We start from the raw sequence: 21,276 nt of genomic DNA on the forward strand, positions 1-21,276 counted from the left end.
TACATCTATTTTGAAATATAAAAAAAGCCACTGTCATCATACAGTGGCTTTTTTTGATTTAAGGGTAAGCATTTTTAATACTGAACGTGCTTGATAACGAATTAATGGCGGAAATGACGCATACCGGTGAAGACCATGGCGATACCATGCTCATTTGCCGCGGCAATGGTTTCGTCATCACGCATAGAGCCACCCGGCTGGATAATCGCTGCAATCCCTACTTGTGCCGCATTGTCGATACCGTCACGGAACGGGAAGAAGGCATCAGATGCCATAACCGCGCCTTCGGTCGCAAGTCCAGCGTGCTCCGCTTTAATAGCAGCGATACGGGCTGAGTTAACACGGCTCATCTGACCTGCGCCGACGCCGATGGTACGCTGATCTTTGGCGTAAACGATGGCGTTAGATTTGACGTATTTGGCAACATTCCAGCTAAACAGTAAGTCAGCAATTTGTGCTTCGGTTGGTTGCACGTCTGTGACGATTTTTAAGTCATTGGCGGTAATTAAACCCAAATCTTGCTCTTGAACCAATAGACCACCATTGACGCGCTTATAATCAAGCTGACGGTCACGTAGCTCAGGTGCTGGCAAGTCGCCGCAAACCAAGACGCGCACGTTTTTCTTGCTTGCTGTTGCCTCAAGTACACCGCCTTCAATACTTGGGGCAATAATGACTTCAACAAATTGATTATCGATAATGGCTTTAGCAGCAGCCAGTGTCAACGGGCGGTTAAAAGCAATGATACCGCCAAAAGAAGACTCAGGATCGGTACTAAAGGCAGTACGATATGCTGCTACTTGATCGGTATCGACAGCAACGCCGCAAGGATTGGCATGCTTAACAATCACACAGGCAGGGGTACTAAAAGCTTTGACACACTCAAGCGCGGCATCGGTATCAGCGATATTGTTATAAGACAATGCTTTACCTTGTAATTGCTGAGCGGTCGCAATAGAGGCTTGCTTGCTTTTTGAAGCATTATTTTCAACATAGAACGCTGCTTTTTGATGCGGGTTTTCACCGTAGCGCAGGTCTTGCACTTTTTCTAGCTGAACGTTAAAGGTGCGTGAAAAATCTTCCGGCTCTTGATTCTCGTTAACACGGCTGCCTAAGAAGTTGGCAATCATCCCGTCGTATTGTGCCGTATGCTCAAACGCTTTAACCGCTAAATCGTAGCGTAAGGCATGGGTTAATGTCGTCCCATCGCCTAATGCTTCAAGTACACGCGTATAATCAGCTGGATCAGTCACGATACCAACATGTGCATGATTCTTTGCTGCTGAACGCACCATCGTAGGTCCGCCAATATCGATATTTTCGATGGCATCATTCATGGTAACGTCACTACGTGCAATCGTTTCTGCAAATGGATAGAGATTGACAACAACCAAATCAATACGCTCAATCGCGTGCTCACTCATCACCGCATCATCTGTACCGCGGCGTCCCAAAATGCCACCATGAATCTTGGGATGAAGCGTTTTAACCCGACCATCCATCATCTCAGGGAAACCCGTATAGTCTGATACTTCGGTGACAGCGACATTGTGCTCTGTGAGTAAACGGAAAGTACCGCCAGTCGACAACAGACCAAAACCTGCTTTAATCAGACCTTGAGCGAACTCAACGATATTGGATTTATCGGAGACCGACAGTAGTGCTAGTGGGGCTTTACTCATAAAAAAATTTCCATAAAAAAAGCCTGACGTAAACGTCTGGCATGGTGATGATGACAATCAGTGTAGAGCATATCGTGAGTGATAAGATCATAAACTACAAACTGCCATACATAGTATTAGTTAGGGTAGGTGAGCGTGTCATAAATAGGATTGACGGTACTTATTAATGAATGAGACTTATTAAAAGCACTATTTATATTAAAAGTACTATTTATAGTATTACATTAAACCATATATTTTGAGCTTTTTGCGTAGTGTACCGCGATTTAGACCTAAAATCTGCGCACACTTGGTTTGGTTGCCTCGGCTTTTTTCAAGCACAACAGACAACAGGGGCTGTTCTATCTCTTTTAAAATGAGCTCATACAAGTCGGTTGGTATCTCGTCGCCTAACATCGCAAAATATTGACGGACCACGTGTTCAACATGTATCCGTAATGGCTCATGCGCATGACCTGTGTGATCTAAAGTAGATTCCACATTGCGGATTGAGTGATGGTAGTCCTCTCTATAATAATCAGGATTACCAGCGCTTTTGTTAACATGACTGGCATTGTACTGTGCCTGTGGTGTCATAAGATAATGTCCTTGGGGTTAAAGAGTAAAACCATGAGGCTCTCGTTGGCTATTATATCAAAATCAGCAGCGATCATCTTAAGAAGATGAGGTTAATGAGCGAATATCAGTCAGCGAACATCAGTAAATGGGATTAATAGCAATTTTACTAATTTGAGCATTGGCAATAGGTACCGTAAAGAGTAACTGCTTACGACCATTAGAAGCTAATTGACTTTGTTTACCAACCAAGTACTTATCTGGTGGAGCGATAAACTCACCAATCAGCGCATTGGCACCATATACACTGACTTTTATATGAGGATATAGCTGTGCTTGTGAGCTTTGGTTATTTAGAGTAGCACTTATATCACTAGAATCAGCTGCACTGTTTATTTGACCGGCTCGGTATCTGATGTCACTCAGAGTTAATGCAGTCAAGTCAGCACTGGGCAGGCTACAAGCTGCAATCGTACATATCGTCTGTAAGCGTTGAGCATGTGCAGGATTTTTAACTAAGTTATTTAAGTTAAACATAATGTACTGAGCAAAAAGTAGTAGTACTAGCACCAAACAGCCTAATGTCCATAGTAATGAAGCTACTGAACGATGGGATGGTGTTGGTGAGAATTTGGCTTGCGCTTGTAATCTTTTGGCATGTGCCGCTTTATTACGGTCTTCCTCTTTAAAGTCGACGCCCATACTAATGAGTAATTGCGATAAATCAGTATCATTGGTTGGCGTATCTTCGGGTGGGTGCTGTTCTTTAAGCAGTTTTTCGAGCCACGAGTCATCAGCATCATTATCAATATTGGCATGAATACTGTTAGCCGCCGTTGAGCTTAAAGCCACTTCTGCGGATGAAGGAGAGCGGTTTGAAGGCTTAGTAGAGGTAGAAGTTTCTTCAAATAAATCAAGGGATGTATCTGAATGTTTATCTAATTTTTTCGCAGTACTTCTTGCTGATAGAGCGCTTTGGGTAACGTTATTGTTATCGGTGGCTTGTGTAAGCCAAGCATCCATACTATCTAGTGAGTCGTATTCTAGACTCTTATCAGCAGATGCCTCAATATCGATATCGTCATGAATCATGTCATCATGTATCATATCGTCATGAATTAGGATATCTGTATCATTTGAGTTTGCAGCAGCTAAAATAGAATGTTTCTTATGAGAGGTTATGTCATTAATTTTCTTATCACGCTCGCTAGAAACTTCTGTATCTGTCAGCTTACGATTGCTGTCTATACCAGCAGTGACGATAAGATTATTATTCACCAAAAACATTTGCTGGCAATGTTCACAACAGACAGTCGCGGTTTTTTGATTTAACTGGGTGTTTTTTATATTAAAAATGGTATGACAATGAGGACACTGGGTTTTAATGGGTGTGGTCATAGAGTTGAATCCAAAAAGGTATCAGTAAGAATACCGTATAGCCACTCACCAACCGCTGCCAATTACTTCAATGCCATTGTTGAAGTATTATTAATTATAAACTACAGGCAACTCTAGAGTAGCGCCAAATACACAACATTTAACTACTACTCTATCGTAACAGATGTAATTTAATGTTGCTAGCCTGTAAATGTACCAGATAATCTCTGCCAATGTTGATCTTCTTGTGCAGTAAAAGCATGCTTAGGATCAAGCGCAAAATAAGGCTGATACGCTTCGGTCACTTGCTCAGTTTGTGATTCAATCAAACCGGCAAGGACGATACGACTTTTTGGTGCCATCAAGGTGACAAAATAAGGCGCTAGACCTATCAGTGGCTTGGCTAAAATATTGGCAACCATCACTTCTACAGGCGCTATATTTTGCTGTTGCCAAAAGGCAGTAAAGTCCTCTGGTAAAAACGCTTGCAAACGATTGTCGACCGAATTGCGTGCCGCATTTTGATTGGTTGCCAGTACCGCTTGAGGATCAATATCTACGGCATAAACATGGCGCGCCCCTAACAATAAGGCGGCGATACCCAAGATACCTGAGCCGCAACCATAATCAATCACTACTTTATCCGTAAGGTCCTGCTCAGTTAGCCAATCAAGACATAGGCGAGTGGTCGCATGGTAGCCAGTACCAAATGCCAAGCCTGGATCCATAATAATATTGGTCGCTTCAGGATTAGGCGGTGTCAGCCAATTAGGTACAATCCACAAGTCATTGGCACACTCAATGGGTTTGTAATTGGACATCCATTCACGCTCCCAATCTTTGTCATCGACAGCACTTACCCAACTACGGCTCGCCTGCACTTGGGCTGCAATCTCATGACTGAGTTGCTCGATAACATCACGAGTTCCAGTCTCTATCGTAGCATCGAAGAGCCCTGTTAAAATTACCTCGTCCCATAGTGGTGATTCACCAGGAAGTGGCTCAAATAAAGGTTGGTCGCCTGCATCATCAAGTGCAATAGATAGCGCGCCTGCTTCTAGTAATAGCGCTTCAGCGAGATCTACGTTGTCTTTTTCACACTGTAAGTGAAGTTGTTGCCATGCCATAAAAGTAACCTTGTTTCAAAATAAAAAATAGATAATAAAAATTAACGACCGACTATAAAAGCCTATTTTAGCGCTTATATAGTCAGTCGTCATGGTTAATCAAAAAGATAATACTGTTAGCGTAATGCTTGTTTGGCTTCTTTTATCACCCGTGCATTACCTTGTGCTTGTCCAGACTGTAGAATAATTTGCCATAGCGCACGGCGGCGACTGCTGTCTTGAGAAACACTAAGCCCACGCCGTCCCATTGCTTCAGCCTTACGCGGCTGGTTTTTTTTGAGTGCCACTTGCGCAAGATAAAAATATACCGCTGATGATTTGGGTGCTAGGCGCTGAGCTCGGGTGAAGCTACTCTCAGCGCCATTTAAATTGCCTGCCTTTAATTGCTGAGTACCCACTTGCATCAGGTTACGAAAGGCGGGCAAGTTGCTATTATTGTTGGTGGTTTTCTGACTGCGCTGCGAGTTCTGCCGCGCACGCTCTAGTAGCTCATTATGCGACGGGATAGATGGCACATATATCACTTCATCTTCACGAGCAGGCGTGAGGATCACGGCATCAGGCTGAGTTACGATCGGAGTTTGACTCGTGCTTTGATTAGACCCCAAGATTACAGGTGGCTTTTCTGTTACCGATTCCGTTGGTGATTCTATTAATGCAGGTGGATGATAAGGCTCGATAGGATAATTATCGTCAGTCTTATCAGCTTCAGTACTCTCAACACTTTCATAACTACTATGATCAGTGTTAGGGGTCTGCGTCACTATTGTGGATTTTTCAGGTTGCGTCGTTTTTTGACTACTGGTTGATGGTAAGGTTTGAGCAGAAGGCGATTTTATTGAAGTTGGTGCAGTCTGACAAGCACTCAAGCTTAGCATGCCAAAACAAGCGCTAATTAACAGAGCTATATGCAAATGCTTTGGCTGTTTTTTGGGCTGAGCTTCAATCGTCTGCTGAGTCAACAACGCTTGCAATATAGATAACGCCATATTAAAACCCTTTTTAAGTTTTAAAAATCTTAAAATCGTTCAGCTACTAACCTTTAAAGTCAAATTTTCAGCTATCACGACTGAAATAGAAGCAGTTCACTAAAACCATTCAACAGCACGATCATACCAAGTATCTACACGATTGGGTGTATCACCGTCTTGCTCGGCATCATTGCTGTTATTATCAATAACTTCACCATCTGGAATCTCTAATCCTTCACGGCGACGTTGCTTGTTGATATTGCCTTGCTGATTTTGCCACTGCATCTGCTCGCGCGCACGATCCTGTTGGTATAAGCCAATCGCACAGCTGCTGGCTTCTTGGGGCAAATATGCTGACATAACAGGCAAGTAGCGTGCGCTGGCACAGCGCTCATTAGACAGCTTGCCTGAGTTGTTCTCTAACCATAGCCATTCGATGCCTTCTGGCTCTGGTAGCGCAACAGGTGTCAGTTTTAGACGATTCATATAATCGACCCAAACTGGCAAAGCACCGCTACCGCCACTAAGCCCAATCGGTTTATTATCATCACGTCCAACCCAAACCACGCTGACATAGTTGCCACTATAACCGGCAAACCACGCATCGCGGTAATCATTGGTAGTACCTGTTTTGCCTGCAAGGTTTAGATTGCTACCAAGCGATTGCACGCGTCTAGCTGTACCGTTCTTGACGACATCTTGCAACGCATAATTAATCAAAAAGTTGGTCTCAGGCGGAATACTGCGCTGAGTATTTAAGCCTGTGCGCTGCAAAATACTACCGCGATCATCAATCACACTACGGATACTGTGAATAGGCGTACGGAAACCACCCGTTGCAAAGACTTGATAGACCCCAAGCATGTCCATCGGGCTTAGATTGACTGAGCCCAATAATGTTGCAGGATAAGGGGGTATTTTCTCTTTAACGCCCATACGTTTTAATTGCTTGGCAAAGGTGTCGACTCCAAACTCCATCCCTAAGCGTACGGCACTATGGTTATACGATTGCGACAGCGCTGTGGTAAAGGGTATGTAGCCATGATCACGATTGTCATAGTTTTTGGGATTCCATTCGGTACCGTCGCTTAGACTGACCGTAATAGGGGAGTCATCAACCGAACTTGCCAAATTATAGCGACCACTTTCTAGAGCGGTCATATAAATAATCGGCTTTAATAATGAGCCTACTTGGCGTTTGGCATCGACCGCACGGTTAAAGCCAGTAAATTCGCTGCCGCTACCGACAACAGAAACCAGCTCACCCGTCTCAGGGTTGGCACTGACCAGCGCCCCTTGTAAATCTTTGGTTTTGCTACCACTACGGCGTAGCTCACCAAGCTTTCTCTCAACCGCTTTGTCCGCTGCCAACTGGGCAATAGGGTCCATCGTACTAATGATAATCAGACCTTCGTTTTTGAGATCATCGGAATAATAGACTTTATTTAGTTCACGCTTGACGATATCTAAAAAATCAGGGAATTGGCTTTTACCTTCAACAGGCTTATCAACTACCCCAAGTGAGTTTTTTAATGCTTTATCGTAGTCTTCTTGACTGAGCGAGCCGACCGCCAACATATTGCTAAGCACAACATCGCGACGCGCCTTTGAATCGTTTGGATGGCGGCGCGGATTATAAACGCTCGGTCCTTTTGCCATACCGACAAGCAGTGCTTGCTGATCTAGGCGGAGCTCATTGAGCGGCTTATCAAAATAAAATTGTGATGCCAACCCAAAACCATTAATAGAGCGTTTGCCATTTTGACCCAGATAAATCTCATTGAGATATGCTTGCAAAATCTCATCTTTACTATAATGCAGCTCAAGTAACACAGCCATCAAGGCTTCATTGGCTTTACGTTTCATTGTGCGGTCTGAATTCAGATAAAAGTTTTTGATCAGCTGCTGTGTGATGGTCGAGCCACCTTGACGTGATCCACCAGAGAAGTTATTGATGACTGCACGAGCGATACCACGTATCGATACCCCTTTATGTTCATAAAAACCACGATCTTCTGTCGCTATCAGCGCATCAATAAGCGGCTGCGGTACTTGATCTAACGAGACAACCATACGGTCTTCATTACTATCTGGGTAAATACCACCGATATTCACCGGTTCAAGACGGATAATGCCGGTTTTCGCCGCCACAGTACTTTGTACTGACTCAATCTTATCACCAGCAATAGTCATTTTGATGACTTGCTCTTGATCTATATCATTAGCGCTATAAGTAAATCCACGTGTATGAATAAAATAGGTATTACCTGATTTATGATAAGTGCCCGTGCGATCATAGGCTTTATCACTTTGATAATTAAGTAGCTCAAGCCATTTCTTCATCGTGTCTTTATCGACGTTGGCGCCTTGATACAATTCAAGCGGCTGCGAATATACTTTGGCAGGAATATCCCAGCGTTTACCCTCAAACTTGTGAGTAATGGTGCGATCAAGTTTGACCAAGTATAGTGCTAATAGCACCATGCCAGCGATGACAACAATTAATAAAATACTACTAAACACCACACCGCGCTGCTGGGAAGGTAGCGTATTGATAGCAGGCTTAGAGGACTGTGGTTGCTTAGAATTAGATTTTTGCACTGATGACACACCATTTTGGGATGAAAAACTGCCTCATAATGACGCAAATTGACAAATTTTTCAATCTATCATCATCAACGCAGGCATTCATTTGCTCTCAGCGCTCAGGAGTTATACTGCTGAGAGCCTGTGCTTATAGTATAATCTTTATAAAAGCAATGATGGTTATTTGAAAGTATCCGCCACCTCTTATTGTCGTAACACTGTCTCAATTTTGAGTAAGAGTAATGGTTTGCATTAACACGCGCTATTTTAAAGAAGCATAACCATCAATGTCGCGTAGCCCCAAATATAGTAGCCAGTTAACCAATATACATCAAAAATAATGGTTTTCTCGATATCGAGTAGATCAGATGATAGAGCCTTGATTTAAAGCTATTTACTCAATGTTCTGTCTAAAGGAAATAAGTGCGATTATGTCCAGTATTCCATCTCCTATGCCGCCAACATCACCGACATTACCAAGGTCATCAAAAACCAATACTCATTATCAAGACAATTCTATTATTGACGGTCTGGTATTACCGCTGGCGGGTCATTGTTTTCATTGCGGTGATCCCGTGCCGCAGCCGCCGTTTCATACCGATATATTAGGTAAATCGCGTGAGATGTGTTGTATGGGCTGCCAGTTAGCTTCACAAAGTATCGTGGAAGCGGGGCTTGAGCAATATTATCTTGATCGCTCGGAGATTAACCGTACGGCAAGCTTACCCGTTCAGATGACCCGCCTTGAAGCTTATGACCATGATGAAATAAAATCACAGTTTGTCTACGCCCAAGACGGTATGTCGGTAGCAGAGTTGTCTGTCAATAATCTGCGCTGCGCCGCTTGTACGTGGTTGATTGAATCGCGGCTTGATGAGTTAGATGGCATCAGTAAATGTCAGGTTAATTTGACCAATCAACGCATGCGGGTGATTTGGGATGAGACCAAGCTACCGATTAGCCGGATTCTTGCGGTTATCAATGAAATTGGCTATGAAGCCAAGCCTTATCGGCAAGATACCCACGAAGCCATGCTAGCACGTCATAACAACCAAATGCTAATAAGGCTTGGTATCGCGGCACTCGGCTCAATGCAAGCGATGATGTATGCCGTGGCAATTTATTTCGGTGAATATAGCGATATGCTGATATTTCAGCGAGATTTTTTGCGTTGGGTGTCTTTATTCGTCAGTACGCCAGTATTCTTTTATGCCGGTGTACCATTTTTTACGTCAGCATGGTCAGCGATTCGTGCTCGCCAAGTCAATATGGACGTGCCCGTTAGTATTGCCTTGATTGTCACATTTTTCGCCAGTCTATTTGCCACCATTACTGGACAAGGGGAGACCTATTACGACTCAGTCAGTATGTTTATTTTCTTCTTGCTGGCAGGTCGTTATATTGAGCACAATGCGCGCCTAAAAGCGGCAACTATGGCAAACGATTTGGTGGTAGTTGAGCCAGTATTGGTACAGAAAATTGCTGAAGACAAAGACTCTGCTGCAAGTATTTTGCAGCTATTAGAACAAAATAGCGTGCAGAAAAATGCGCTTAAACAAGAAAACGAAGAGTCTGTTGATAAGGTTGATAATGGAGCTGTTAATGGGGCTGTTACCGTAGTTGGTAATGAGGTAAATAGTCAAAATACAGTGAGTGCTACGCCTAATTTTACACAAAGTATGGATGCTAATGTCTATCAGTTAACATCACGTATTGCTCAAGAATGGCAGCAGACTCGTCAGCAACGATTAACTGTCTCAAATACAAACGATGAGGCAAAAGAAAAGCAGATGGTGACCGCTCATAGCTTGCAAGTGGGTGACATCATCATGGTTGAGGCAGGTTCTGAGATTATCAGTGATGGTATCTTGCTCAGCTCAACCGCCACAGTTTCTCAAAGCCTACTGACAGGTGAAGGTGATTTAATCACTAAGACCCAAGGCGACTATATCGTTGGCGGTGCACAAAACGACAGCCAACCATTTGAGATGTTGGTCACAGCGTTACCAGAAGACAGCCAAATCGGTTTGATTGACAGGCTAATGAATCGGGCAATGAGTGAAAAGCCAAAACTTGCACAGCAAGCAGATAAGCTAGCACGTTGGTTTGTGGCGCGTATTTTAGTATTGTCTGTCTTGGTATTTATTGGCTGGTATATCGTGGACCCAAGCCAAGCGATTTGGGCAACGGTGGCGGTATTGGTCGCGACATGTCCTTGTGCGCTGTCTTTAGCGACACCAATTGCGCTTACCGTATCGACCAATAGATTGGCCAGCTATGGCTTTTTGACGACGCGCGGGCATACCCTACAAACGCTTGCTGAAATTACCCATGTGGCATTTGATAAAACGGGAACCTTGACCTATGGTAAACCCAATTTATTAAACATTAAGCTACTTACTGATACAAGTGTCATCACAAAGGCAGATGAGCAAAGAGACAATGTATTGGCCATTGCGGCGGCGTTAGAGGTAGGCAGTCGCCATCCGATTGCTCATGCGCTACTGACCGCTGCCTATCAGCTGCATCTGCCAGCGACACAAGCGCTGCAGCATTATCCAGCAGGTGGCGTTGAAGCAATGATGGATGATGTGCTATATCGTATTGGTCATGTAGATTTTGCTTTAGACAAAATGAATAATGTTGCCAATGCAGATAAAGACTTAATGATTGATTTAGTTGCCGAGCGCGCCAGCTCAGCGGTAGTCTTATCTTGTCAAAAGGATGAATCAGCAAGCTGGCAAGCACTGGCATGTTTTTATTTTAATGATAAGGTACGTGATAGCGCTCAATCTATGCTGGATAGCTTGAAAGCATTAGGTATCGAGCCTGTCATGCTCACAGGTGACCCAAGTCCGCAAGCCTTGGTAATGGCTGAAAATTTGGGTATGCAGTCTGCGTATAACGGACTGTCGCCAATGGACAAGGTCAATCATATTCAGCAGCTACAAGCTCAAGGTGCAGTGATATTGATGGTTGGTGATGGTATTAATGATGCGCCAGTATTGGCAGCGGCAGACGTTTCAACCTCGATTGCCGGTGCAGCAGATTTGGCGCAAGTATCTAGTGACAGTATTATCCTAAACGGACAAATCGAAGCTATTATTGCAGCGAAACGTATCGCTGATAAAACCAAACGCATTATCAAACAAAACTTGCGCTGGGCACTTATTTATAATGGCAGTGTTTTGATACCAGCAGCTTTGGGTTATGTGCCACCTTGGCTAGCTGCTATTGGCATGTCACTAAGCTCATTATTTGTCGTATTAAATGCGCTGCGTCTAAAGCGCGCTTAATTTAAACCAGCTTAAACTCATTTAAAAAAATCTCTGAAGATTACCCATAAAAAAACCGTCTTTATATGAACTGACCCCCAAATGTTGGACGGTTTAGTTTATATCAAGGACTGAGTTCTGTACTTAACAGGACTCAGTCCTTTTAGTTTGAGTTGAATTCTTTCATGATTATAGTAGTGAATATACTCATGAATCTGTTTCTCTAAACCTTCAATCGAATTAGGCTTTTCAATATAAATCGTCTCACACTTTAGGGTACCAAAGAACCCCTCCATGAGCGCATTATCCAAACAGTTGCCTTTTCTGCTCATACTTTGCTTAATACCATGCTGTTTCAGCACCTGTCCAAACAGTCTCATTTGATAATGCCATCCTTGATCAGAATGTAGCATGAGCGTCTTATCACGACACGCTTTCGTCTTTGCCAAAGCATCCTCTAGCATCTTGCCAACTAAGTCATAAGTCGGTCTCTTTGAGAGTGTATAACTGACAATCTCATTGTTATAACAATCTAGTATGGGCGACAAATACAGCTTATCATCACCGACCTTAAACTCGGTAATATCGGTGAGCCAGCGCTTGTTCGGTCTATCTGCATGAAACTGGCGTTTTAAATAGTTCTTCGCAATCTTACCTTGTTGTCCTTTATAGGAGCGATACTTCTGACGTCTTATCTTTGCGCTAAGGGTCATGTCATGCATAAGCTTAGCGATGAGCTTATGGTTATGATGACAATCTAACTGCTTTAGCGCGGCCGTTATTCTGCGATAGCCATACCTGCCTTTGTGCTTATGATACAGCTTAGCAATACGCTGTTTTAAGTCTGCATATTTGTCTTTAACGTCAAACTGGCACCTATGGTAGTAAAAGACACTCTTAGCCATCTTAGCGATGTTTAGCAAAGCAGATAAAGGGTGCGCTTGTCTTAGTGCTTCGATGAGCCTTGCTTTTTGCCTGCTTGTTCCTCCGCTTTGAGCAAGGCATCGAGCTTTTTTAGGTAGGCGTTCTCTGCACGTAGGTACTCATTCTCACGCTTAAGCTCTGCTAAGGTTTTCTCATCATCTGGTTTGTCTGTGATAAAGGGTTTACTCATGGCGGTTCTACCTTTGGGTTTGGATATTAGGCCAGACATGCCTTGTTGTCGATATGCTTTGTGCCAATGACTGATTAGCGCCGGTGAGCTGATGTTAAATGTTAAAGCGACCTCGGATTGACTTAATCCTTGCGTCAGCATGGTCGTAATCACTTTGTATTTAAACCCACTGCTGTATTTGGCCTTACTTGTCTTTGGCTTGATCGCGTCTATACCACCGCTTTGGTATTGCTTAACCCATTTTTGTACAAGTTTCGAATCTACTTTAAACTTCTCACTTGTGGCAAGTCCGGTATGTCCTTGCCGATAGTATGCGATGACTTGCATCTTAAAGTCTAGATCGTAACGCATAAAAATACCCCCATAAGGTGTGTCCAACTTATGGGGGTCGGTTCAATAAAAGACGGTTTTTTTATTTCAATGACTATCGAACAGCTATTTGACTAATCTTGTAGATAGCTTAATAGACGCATAAATTCGATATACATCCACACTAGCGTTGCAAGAAGACCAATACTGAATAACCATTCGTAGTCTTCTGACACACCCATTGCCACACCACGCTCAATATTATCAAAATCTAATAACAGTGTAAAAGAGGCGATAACAATCACAAATAAGCTAAAGCCAATAGCGATAGCGCCGCCTTCAAACAAGAAAGGCAGGCTTGAACCAAATGCTAAAGAAAGTACCCACTGCGCCACATAAACTAGCATGATAGCGATCAAGGCTGAGGTGACGATTGAGCGGAACTTTTCAGTCACTTTAACCAAGCCTGAGCGATATAGCCCTAGCATAACCGCTGCTGTTACAAAGGTCGCACACATTGCAGCGACTGGTACACTTGGATACATTCTCATGAAAAACAGTGAAATACCACCTAAGAATATACCTTCCAAAAGTGCATATGGGACGGCAAGCGTCTTAGCTTTTTGCGGTTTAAAAGTGATAAAGATAGCAAGACCAAAGGCAGCAAACATACTACCGAAGGCTGCCATCGTGATAAAACCTTGTGATAAACCTGCCATCAACGCATAAAAGAAAAATCCAATACCAGTAATCGCCGATAAGCCAAGCAATAAACTGGTTTTTTGAATTACGCCCTTCACTGTCATCGGCGCACCGCCGACGGCAAGCTCTGCGCGACTGACAATAGGATTGGCCATAAAGTTGTCCTCAATAAAATATAAATAATAGTTATGTCAGCTACTTTAGCAAAATCGCCATTATTGTCAACGGTGTTTACGTGACAGCGTATAAGGCTTTGCGCAACTATTGAGTCGATTTCGCTCCTATACACAGCGATATCAAATAGCTAAATACATACGCCCGAAACAGCGCATGTTGGCTTTTATATGGGGTCAATTACGACCGTTAACAACGATAATTGATAAACAGGCTAGTCTAATCGCCCATTTCTCGTTATCATTACTCTGTAATTTACCATCATGCCGAGTCGTTTTATGGAAACCTCAGCGCAGTCCGCAAGATTGCCGCACCTACATGAATCAGAGCTGTTCCACGCTATCAAAAATCCAGCTTTTCGCCGTATTGGCTTGATGGGTCGTGCTGGAAAGCGCAGCGTAACCCAAAGTCTTGGGCAGATTGCCCAAATAATTAACGATATGAATCTTACGTTGATTATGGATGTGCAAACTGCTAACTTGCCAACTCTGAATCTCACTGATATTGAGAGGGTCAAAATTGTTAAGCGTAGCCTTATCGGTGAGATTTGTGATTTGGTCATTGTGGTTGGCGGTGATGGTTCTATACTCCATGCTGCCGAAGCACTAGCGCGCTATCGTGTACCTGTCTTGGGGGTTAACCGTGGCCGCCTTGGTTTTTTAGCCGATGTCAAACCTGATGAAGCGGCGTTTAAATTGCGCCAAGTACTGATGGGCGATTATCAGTTAGACCATAGATTTTTACTCACAATGGAGATTCGTGAAGGTCGTAAGATTATTCATGAAGACATGGCACTCAATGATATCGTGTTGCACGCTGGTAAGTCTGTCCATATGATTGATTTTCAGATGAAAATCGATGGGCATGATGTTTATCGGCAGCACAGTGATGGTCTCATCGTAGCGACACCGACGGGCTCGACAGCTTATGCGCTCTCTGGTGGTGGTCCTATTATACATCCAAGCATGGATGCCATATGTTTGGTGCCTATGCACCCGCACACGCTGTCAAGTCGCCCTATTGTGGTCAGTGGCACCAGCGAGATTTGTATTCGTATTCATGAGGACAACCGCACCCAACCGATGGTCAGTGCTGACGGTAAACCAAGCACGCCGCTTGAACAAGAGCAGCGTCTATATATTCGTAAGCACCCGGATAAATTAACCTTGCTACATCCGCCAGGGTTTGACTTTTATGAAGCGTGCCGGACGAAGTTACACTGGAATGTGCATGCTGAGGAATTCAGTCTCGACGCTGATGATGATATCATGGACGATGAATAAGCGTCTTTATTAGACAAAAATGTGATATAAAAATAGTAGTGGAGAGTAGGCACGATGGACAAACAAACGATATTAGCAAGCCTAACACCTGAAGTGGTCGATAAATTTCGTATGGCAATTGAGCTTGGCAAATGGCAAGACGGTCGTAAGCTGACTGCTGAGCAGCGCGAGACCTGTATGCAAGCCGTGATGGTATGGGAACATGAACATCTGGCGCCTACTGAGCGAACTGGTTATATTCATAAGCCGGTCAGAGAAGATGGTTCGGTCGTTGGCGCTGAATGTGATGTTGAACATGAACATCATTATCCCAATATGCCAAATCCGAAAGGCGCAGTACAGCCCGTGAAGTTTCGTGATAAATAGACTTACTATCTAAATGCACTGATAAAAAATGAAGCATAAAAAAAGCCACGCTATCATCATAGTGTGGCTTTTTTATAATCGTCAATCATAAACCATTAAAGCGTGCTGGTATCTACGCTAGGGCGCAGTGTTAATGGATTCTTCTCCATTAAAAAACCTTGCCAGCCCCAATGTAAAAAATTGCGAATATTGGGATGATCAACTCCTTTAGGCGTCGCTTGAACTGTTTGGTAATGCTCACCAAACAACTTTAGCGTATCTAATTGATTTAAGCCGTGATGCTTTGCAAAACCAAAAATCTTGGCGCTGCCTTCGTTTTCACCAGCAGCATTATGTGCCATGCCATTCACAAAAGGCGCTGGCGCATAACGATAAAAATCATCAATAAAACTGATGACATCATTGAATCCAATGGCTTTTTTATTCAAACCATTAAGTAGAGCCGATACATCTGATTGGCGGATACTCATAAATAAATGACCTCAAAGCTGTTAAAAAGCCAAAACTAGCATGCTTGATACAAGCTTAATGATTATTGATAGTTGGATATGAAGCTAACAGGTTAGCGATTAAAATAGTCTTCATCATCAAATGAAGGCGCAAAGCTGCCTTGCTCAAGATGCTGCATTTGCGACTGTACCGTGCGCTCATGTTGAATGCGCTGATAAATCTCTTCGCGGTGTACGGCAATATCTTTTGGCGCATCAACGCCGATACGTACTTGATTGCCTTTGACACCTAGGACAGTCACACTGACCTCGTCGCCAATCATTAGCGTTTCGCCCACGCGGCGTGTCAAAATTAACATGCGTCACACTCCTTATGTCGCATCAACAGATTATTACTCATCAGATTGCGTCTCAATTACAGGACATTATCGCTGCACAAAATAGGCAGCTGTTATAAAATAAATGTCATAAACATTGTTTTATAAATTTTACCCAAAATAGGATGCTAATAGCGATAATGATAGATAAATTCATTTAGCCCAAATGAAACCCTCATTATAGGGGGCATAACAGATACTGTCACGGGTTTTCACAAAACTATTGGTTTTATAATAACCTCAGCAATAATAAAAAAAGAAAATAGGGTCTTAATAAGACCCTATTTAATTAAGTATTAAGCATTGTTGAAAATAATAAATCGCAGTTTATTGAACAAATACTAAAGCCTATTATTTTTATACGGCTTTAGTAAAGTGTTTATACGCTCATTCTTATAAACCAGCGATTTTGCTTTCACCGTCTTCACGATCAAGACCAAAGGCCGTATGTAGAGATCTTACCGCTTTTTCCAGATACTGCTCTTGGATAAGAACAGATACCTTGATTTCACTAGTCGATATCATTTGAATATTGATGTTGTTTTCCGCAAGGGTTTGGAACATAAGACTAGCAACACCTGCGTGCGAGCGCATGCCGACGCCGACTAATGAGACTTTAACCACTTCATCATTGGCCAATATTTCTTTAGCACCGATTTCATCTTTGACTTCGCTTTCTAGTACTTTCATGGTTTTTTCCATGTCCGTACGATTAACGGTAAAAGTAAAATCAGTCATACCGTTGGTAGATAGGTTTTGCACGATCATGTCAATTTCGATATTGGCGCGGCCAATAGGGCTGAGGATAGCAGAAGCAATGCCAGGGTGATCAGGGACACCGCGTACGACGATTTTTGCTTCGTCTCGATTAAAAGCGATACCTGAGATGATTGCCTGTTCCATATTGTCTCCTTCGTCTATCGTAATTAGGGTGCCGACATTGTCTTGAAATTCTTGGTCGAAGCTACCATCGTTGTTTTCATCAAAGCTAGATAATACGCGCAGCGGTACACCGTATTTGCCAGCAAATTCTACTGAGCGAATCTGTAAAATCTTAGAGCCAAGACTTGCCATCTCAAGCATTTCTTCAAAAGTAATCTTTTCAAGTTTTTTGGCTTTTGAGGTGACGCGCGGGTCAGTGGTATAGACGCCATCCACATCAGTATAGATTTGGCATTCATCAGCGCCTAAAGCCGCGGCAATCGCTACGCCTGTCGTATCAGAGCCGCCGCGCCCTAACGTCGTCGCATTGCCTTCTTCGTCGATACCTTGGAAGCCTGCGACAATAACGACGTTGCCAGCATCTAGCTGCTCACGAATGTTTTTGTCATCGATACTTTCGATACGCGCTTTATTGTGAGCATTATCGGTTTTAATAGCGACTTGACGACCGGTAAATGAACGTGCACCGATACCTAACTCTTTAATCGCCATGGCAAGCAGTGAGATAGACACCTGCTCGCCGGTTGAGACCATTTGGTCATATTCGCGAGGATCGGGCTGGCTACTGATTTGGCGTGCTAAATCAATCAAACGGTTGGTTTCACCGCTCATGGCAGACACGACAACGACTACTTGATGACCATTGTCATGCCAGCGTTTGACTCGTTTGGCGACGTTTTTGATGCGGTCGATACTGCCCATCGAGGTGCCGCCATATTTTTGTACTATTAACGCCATAAAAATCTACCTATTATTCACCAATGGTTATCTGTTATTGAGAGACATCAATTCGTCATGGCACTGTCTAAATTAAGTGCTAGATTGATTTTAATAACGATAAAGCCAGATTATAAGAACTGCGCCCTTTGTTTTACTTTTTGATGGTTTACTGTCTTATTATGCCAATAGACTTCATACGCTGAAATAAGTCTAAGCGTTGACCTTTATATCATATTCGAGCCGTAACTTTAAGTATCAGTAGACATTAGATACATGGCGATTGGTTATAACCGTTATAACCAATCGCGTATCTTATCTCTGATTTAGTACAATATTGCTCAGCTTAAGGTATTAGCCAAGCTGGTCCGCAATCCAAGCAGGTAGGGCATTGACAACCGCACTAGTATTGGCAGCTTTTGGCGCGCCGCCTTGAGCATAGTCAGGTTTACCACCACCTTTACCACCAAGCTCACTTGCCAAATGACGAATGATGTCACCGGCTTTTACTTTCGCAGTCACAGACTTTGCCACACTGGCGGCTAGTGCTAACTGCTCATCTTTATCACCAATCAATACAATCACACTATCTGGTAGTTTTGATTTGATATCGTCCATCAACGTACGGATAGATTTACCATCGATACCACTTAAGGTACTGATAAGTACTGGCGTACCAGCGATGGTTTGCACGTCATCAAGCAAGTTTGCGGCTTGGGCGCTGGCGATTTTTTGCTCTAAACGCTCTAGTTGTTTCTCAAGTTCGCGCTGCTTATCCGCCATGGTACGCACGCGCTGTGCAACCTCTGGACGTTTAACTTTTAGCTGACTGGCAAGCTCGCTCAGCTGCTGCTCACTTTGCTGGATATTTTTAATCGCATTCATGCCAGTGACGGCTTCAATACGGCGGATGCCAGCAGCGATACCTGATTCGCTGGTAATTTTTAAAACACCAATATCACCGGTACGTTTAACGTGCAAACCACCACAAAGCTCAATAGAGAAGGGCTTACGTTGACCATCGATGATACTGCCAGTACCCATGGTTAAGACGCGAACATCACTACCATATTTTTCGCCAAACAATGCCATTGCACCTTGTTTCATCGCTTCGTCAATAGACATATTCTCGATGCGAGCAGGGGTGTTTGCTTGAATTTGCTCATTGACTAAGCGTTCGATACGCGTAATTTCAGCAGTGCTGACGGGCTTGTCATAGGAGAAATCAAAACGCAATACTTCGCTTGATACTAGCGAGCCTTTTTGCGTGACTTCATCACCCAATACTTCTCTTAATGCAGCATGCAATAGATGTGTGGCAGAGTGGTTTTTGGCACTGGCTGCGCGAATGCTCGATAATACTTGTGCATCGGCAGTTTGCTGGGCGTTAATCCCGCCCATGGTAACCACGCCATAATGAATAATAGCTTGACCAGATTTTTTGGTATCTTGCACTTCAAAAACGCCAGTCGCGGTGCGAATTTCACCCAGCTCACCAACCTGACCACCACCTTCCGCATAAAACGGTGTACGGTCAAGTACTACGACGCCTTCCATACCTTCAGTTAAGCTATCGGCTGGATTGCCATCTTGATACAGCGCATCAATCGTGACACCTTCTTCTTCAAGCTGCTCATAACCGATAAAGGTCGTTGGATTCTCTACTTGAATGACACTGCTATAATCAACGTCGAACTTGCCTGCATCACGCGCGCGTTCACGCTGTGCTTGCATATGTTCATCAAACTCCGCTTCATCAATCACAATACCGCGCTCACGGGTGATATCAGCGGTCAAGTCAACGGGGAAGCCGTAAGTATCATATAGCTTAAATGCTGCTTCGCCAGAGAGGGTGTCACCATCTTTTAGACCTTCAAGTTCGCTGGCAAGCAGGCGTAAACCTTGTGCTAAGGTTTTAGCAAATTGCGCTTCTTCTTTTTGAATGGCGTTTTCAATGACGCTTTGTTTGTCTTTTAGCTCAGGATAGGCGGTGCCCATCTCAGCGACAAGCGGTGCGACCATTTTATAAAAGAAATCGCTATCGGCACCAAGCTTATTACCGTGGCGTACCGCACGACGAATGATACGGCGTAGCACATAACCGCGACCTTCATTACTTGGAGTGACGCCATCAGCAATCAAAAATGCCACTGCACGGATATGATCGGCGATGACTTTTAATGATGACTGTTGTTGATTCTCAATCTCTAAAATCTCAGCCGCCGCATCCATTAAATGAGTGAATAAATCTATCTCATAGTTGCCATGTACGCCTTGCATGATGGCACTGATACGCTCAAGTCCCATGCCGGTGTCAACACTTGGGGCTGGTAGCGGCAGCATAGTACCGTCTTTTTGACGATTAAACTGCATAAAGACGCAGTTCCAAATCTCAATATAGCGGTCGCCGTCTTCTTCAGGCGTACCCGGTAAACCGCCTTCGATATCAGCGCCATGGTCATAAAATACTTCGGTACAAGGACCGCATGGACCGGTATCGCCCATGGTCCAAAAGTTATCAGAGGCGTAAGGCGCGCCTTTATTATCACCAATACGGATAATACGCTCGCTTGGGATACCGATGTCTTTATGCCAAATATCAAAGGCTTCGTCATCAGTCTCATAAATGGTCACATACAAGCGGTTTTTATCAATCGCAAGCCATTCATCTGAGGTCAAAAATTCCCAAATATAACTAATACCGGCTTGCTTAAAGTAATCGCCAAAAGAGAAATTACCAAGCATCTCAAAAAATGTATGATGGCGCGCCGTATAGCCGACGTTATCCAAATCATTATGCTTGCCACCAGCACGTACGCACTTTTGCGAGGTTACCGCACGCGTATAATCACGCGGCTCCATACCCAAAAATGTCTCTTTAAACTGATTCATGCCGGCATTGGTAAATAGCAATGTCGGGTCATTGTGTGGAATCAAACTCGATGAGGCGACGGGGGTATGCTGCTTGCTTATGAAAAAATCGATAAAAGCTTGACGAATATCGGCTGAGCGAAATGGCTGGCTCACAGCGGCTCCTTACTGACGGATGTATTTAGTAGAATAAGTAAAATAATTTTGCAAGCGATTTTAGCACAAACGTGCCAAGGGTGTTGAAGATTCCTAAGTAAATACATGGTAAACCCTACTCATTTTTTGCTATAAACCAGACAATTTTATTTAGATTGTCAGTCGAATATTTCAATAGTAAGGATAAACAAGCACGTAGTCATAGGTCTTCCTGAATAAAATTAGACCAGTACAAAGGGTGGA

At 43.5% G+C, this 21,276-nt stretch carries 15 protein-coding genes and 1 pseudogene; 3 read left to right on the forward strand and 13 right to left on the reverse strand.

Annotated features, from left to right (window positions below):
- Positions 1 to 101: 101 nt before the first annotated feature.
- From purH to mrcB, 6 genes are all read right to left on the reverse strand, one after another.
- A complete protein-coding gene (gene purH / locus OEG80_RS04570) occupies positions 102 to 1,682 on the reverse strand; it encodes a bifunctional phosphoribosylaminoimidazolecarboxamide formyltransferase/IMP cyclohydrolase (protein ID WP_263242014.1) in 1,581 nt (526 codons plus the stop codon).
- Positions 1,683 to 1,901: 219 nt separating this feature from the next.
- Positions 1,902 to 2,162, reverse strand: coding sequence for a DNA-binding transcriptional regulator Fis (fis, locus tag OEG80_RS04575; RefSeq protein ID WP_442792462.1), 261 nt, complete (start codon positions 2,160 to 2,162; stop codon positions 1,902 to 1,904).
- A 216-nt stretch (positions 2,163 to 2,378) separates the two neighbouring features.
- Positions 2,379 to 3,635: a DUF3426 domain-containing protein gene (locus OEG80_RS04580; protein WP_263242017.1), complete on the reverse strand. Its 1,257-nt coding sequence runs from the start codon at positions 3,633 to 3,635 to the stop codon at positions 2,379 to 2,381.
- A 179-nt stretch (positions 3,636 to 3,814) separates the two neighbouring features.
- The gene (gene prmA, locus OEG80_RS04585; RefSeq protein WP_149409569.1) at positions 3,815 to 4,741 is read right to left on the reverse strand and encodes a 50S ribosomal protein L11 methyltransferase; all 927 of its coding nucleotides are present in this window, start codon (positions 4,739 to 4,741) and stop codon (positions 3,815 to 3,817) included.
- 116 nt (positions 4,742 to 4,857) lie between these two features.
- The gene (locus tag OEG80_RS04590; protein ID WP_263242019.1) at positions 4,858 to 5,730 is read right to left on the reverse strand and encodes a tetratricopeptide repeat protein; all 873 of its coding nucleotides are present in this window, start codon (positions 5,728 to 5,730) and stop codon (positions 4,858 to 4,860) included.
- Between the two features lie 99 nt (positions 5,731 to 5,829).
- Positions 5,830 to 8,313, reverse strand: coding sequence for a penicillin-binding protein 1B (gene mrcB, locus OEG80_RS04595; protein ID WP_263242020.1), 2,484 nt, complete (start codon positions 8,311 to 8,313; stop codon positions 5,830 to 5,832).
- 416 nt (positions 8,314 to 8,729) lie between these two features.
- Here mrcB and OEG80_RS04600 point away from each other — a divergent pair, with 416 nt between their 5' ends.
- Positions 8,730 to 11,594: a heavy metal translocating P-type ATPase gene (locus OEG80_RS04600; protein WP_263242021.1), complete on the forward strand. Its 2,865-nt coding sequence runs from the start codon at positions 8,730 to 8,732 to the stop codon at positions 11,592 to 11,594.
- Between the two features lie 98 nt (positions 11,595 to 11,692).
- Here the strand turns inward: OEG80_RS04600 and OEG80_RS04605 are convergent, their stop codons facing one another.
- The 3 genes from OEG80_RS04605 to OEG80_RS04615 all read right to left on the reverse strand — a co-directional run bounded on the left by OEG80_RS04605 (position 11,693) and on the right by OEG80_RS04615 (position 13,853).
- Complete coding sequence (locus tag OEG80_RS04605) at positions 11,693 to 12,532, reverse strand: IS3 family transposase (protein WP_263242443.1); 840 nt, start codon at positions 12,530 to 12,532, stop codon at positions 11,693 to 11,695.
- The gene (locus OEG80_RS04610; RefSeq protein WP_263241012.1) at positions 12,520 to 13,038 is read right to left on the reverse strand and encodes a helix-turn-helix domain-containing protein; all 519 of its coding nucleotides are present in this window, start codon (positions 13,036 to 13,038) and stop codon (positions 12,520 to 12,522) included. Before OEG80_RS04610 ends, OEG80_RS04605 begins: the two co-directional genes overlap by 13 nt.
- A 92-nt stretch (positions 13,039 to 13,130) precedes the next feature.
- A complete protein-coding gene (locus OEG80_RS04615) occupies positions 13,131 to 13,853 on the reverse strand; it encodes a Bax inhibitor-1/YccA family protein (protein ID WP_263242022.1) in 723 nt (240 codons plus the stop codon).
- Between the two features lie 297 nt (positions 13,854 to 14,150).
- Here OEG80_RS04615 and OEG80_RS04620 point away from each other — a divergent pair, with 297 nt between their 5' ends.
- Both OEG80_RS04620 and OEG80_RS04625 read left to right on the forward strand, forming a co-directional pair.
- The gene (locus OEG80_RS04620; RefSeq protein ID WP_020443747.1) at positions 14,151 to 15,155 is read left to right on the forward strand and encodes an NAD(+) kinase; all 1,005 of its coding nucleotides are present in this window, start codon (positions 14,151 to 14,153) and stop codon (positions 15,153 to 15,155) included.
- Positions 15,156 to 15,209: 54 nt separating this feature from the next.
- On the forward strand, positions 15,210 to 15,521 hold the full coding sequence (locus OEG80_RS04625) for a YeaC family protein (RefSeq protein WP_133104483.1): 312 nt from the start codon (positions 15,210 to 15,212) through the stop codon (positions 15,519 to 15,521).
- 95 nt (positions 15,522 to 15,616) lie between these two features.
- Here the strand turns inward: OEG80_RS04625 and OEG80_RS04630 are convergent, their stop codons facing one another.
- The 4 genes and pseudogenes from OEG80_RS04630 to alaS form a co-directional block, all read right to left on the reverse strand.
- Positions 15,617 to 15,991, reverse strand: coding sequence for a HopJ type III effector protein (locus OEG80_RS04630; RefSeq protein WP_011513967.1), 375 nt, complete (start codon positions 15,989 to 15,991; stop codon positions 15,617 to 15,619).
- Positions 15,992 to 16,161: 170 nt separating this feature from the next.
- Positions 16,162 to 16,329: pseudogene (gene csrA, locus OEG80_RS04635) on the reverse strand (carbon storage regulator CsrA); the annotation flags it as partial.
- Between the two features lie 411 nt (positions 16,330 to 16,740).
- Positions 16,741 to 18,027 carry an aspartate kinase gene (locus OEG80_RS04640; RefSeq protein WP_011513965.1) on the reverse strand — a complete coding sequence of 429 codons (1,287 nt, stop codon included), beginning with the start codon at positions 18,025 to 18,027 and terminating at the stop codon, positions 16,741 to 16,743.
- Between the two features lie 333 nt (positions 18,028 to 18,360).
- Positions 18,361 to 21,033 (reverse strand): alanine--tRNA ligase, encoded by a 2,673-nt coding sequence (gene alaS, locus OEG80_RS04645; RefSeq protein ID WP_263242024.1) that lies wholly within the window; start codon positions 21,031 to 21,033, stop codon positions 18,361 to 18,363.
- Positions 21,034 to 21,276: the final 243 nt, after the last annotated feature.

The sequence above is a fragment of the Psychrobacter sp. SC65A.3 genome (assembly GCF_025642195.1).
Lineage (GTDB): Bacteria > Pseudomonadota > Gammaproteobacteria > Pseudomonadales > Moraxellaceae > Psychrobacter > Psychrobacter cryohalolentis.

Coding starts and splice junctions, on each gene's coding strand:
- prmA (WP_149409569.1), bottom strand. CDS start 4,741: ATGGCATGGCAACAACTTCACTTACAGTGTGAAAAAGACAACGTAGAT.
- OEG80_RS04610 (WP_263241012.1), bottom strand. CDS start 13,038: ATGCGTTACGATCTAGACTTTAAGATGCAAGTCATCGCATACTATCGG.
- OEG80_RS04580 (WP_263242017.1), bottom strand. CDS start 3,635: ATGACCACACCCATTAAAACCCAGTGTCCTCATTGTCATACCATTTTT.
- OEG80_RS04620 (WP_020443747.1), top strand. CDS start 14,151: ATGGAAACCTCAGCGCAGTCCGCAAGATTGCCGCACCTACATGAATCA.
- OEG80_RS04640 (WP_011513965.1), bottom strand. CDS start 18,027: ATGGCGTTAATAGTACAAAAATATGGCGGCACCTCGATGGGCAGTATC.
- purH (WP_263242014.1), bottom strand. CDS start 1,682: ATGAGTAAAGCCCCACTAGCACTACTGTCGGTCTCCGATAAATCCAAT.
- OEG80_RS04600 (WP_263242021.1), top strand. CDS start 8,730: ATGTCCAGTATTCCATCTCCTATGCCGCCAACATCACCGACATTACCA.
- OEG80_RS04615 (WP_263242022.1), bottom strand. CDS start 13,853: ATGGCCAATCCTATTGTCAGTCGCGCAGAGCTTGCCGTCGGCGGTGCG.
- OEG80_RS04630 (WP_011513967.1), bottom strand. CDS start 15,991: ATGAGTATCCGCCAATCAGATGTATCGGCTCTACTTAATGGTTTGAAT.
- OEG80_RS04625 (WP_133104483.1), top strand. CDS start 15,210: ATGGACAAACAAACGATATTAGCAAGCCTAACACCTGAAGTGGTCGAT.
- OEG80_RS04590 (WP_263242019.1), bottom strand. CDS start 5,730: ATGGCGTTATCTATATTGCAAGCGTTGTTGACTCAGCAGACGATTGAA.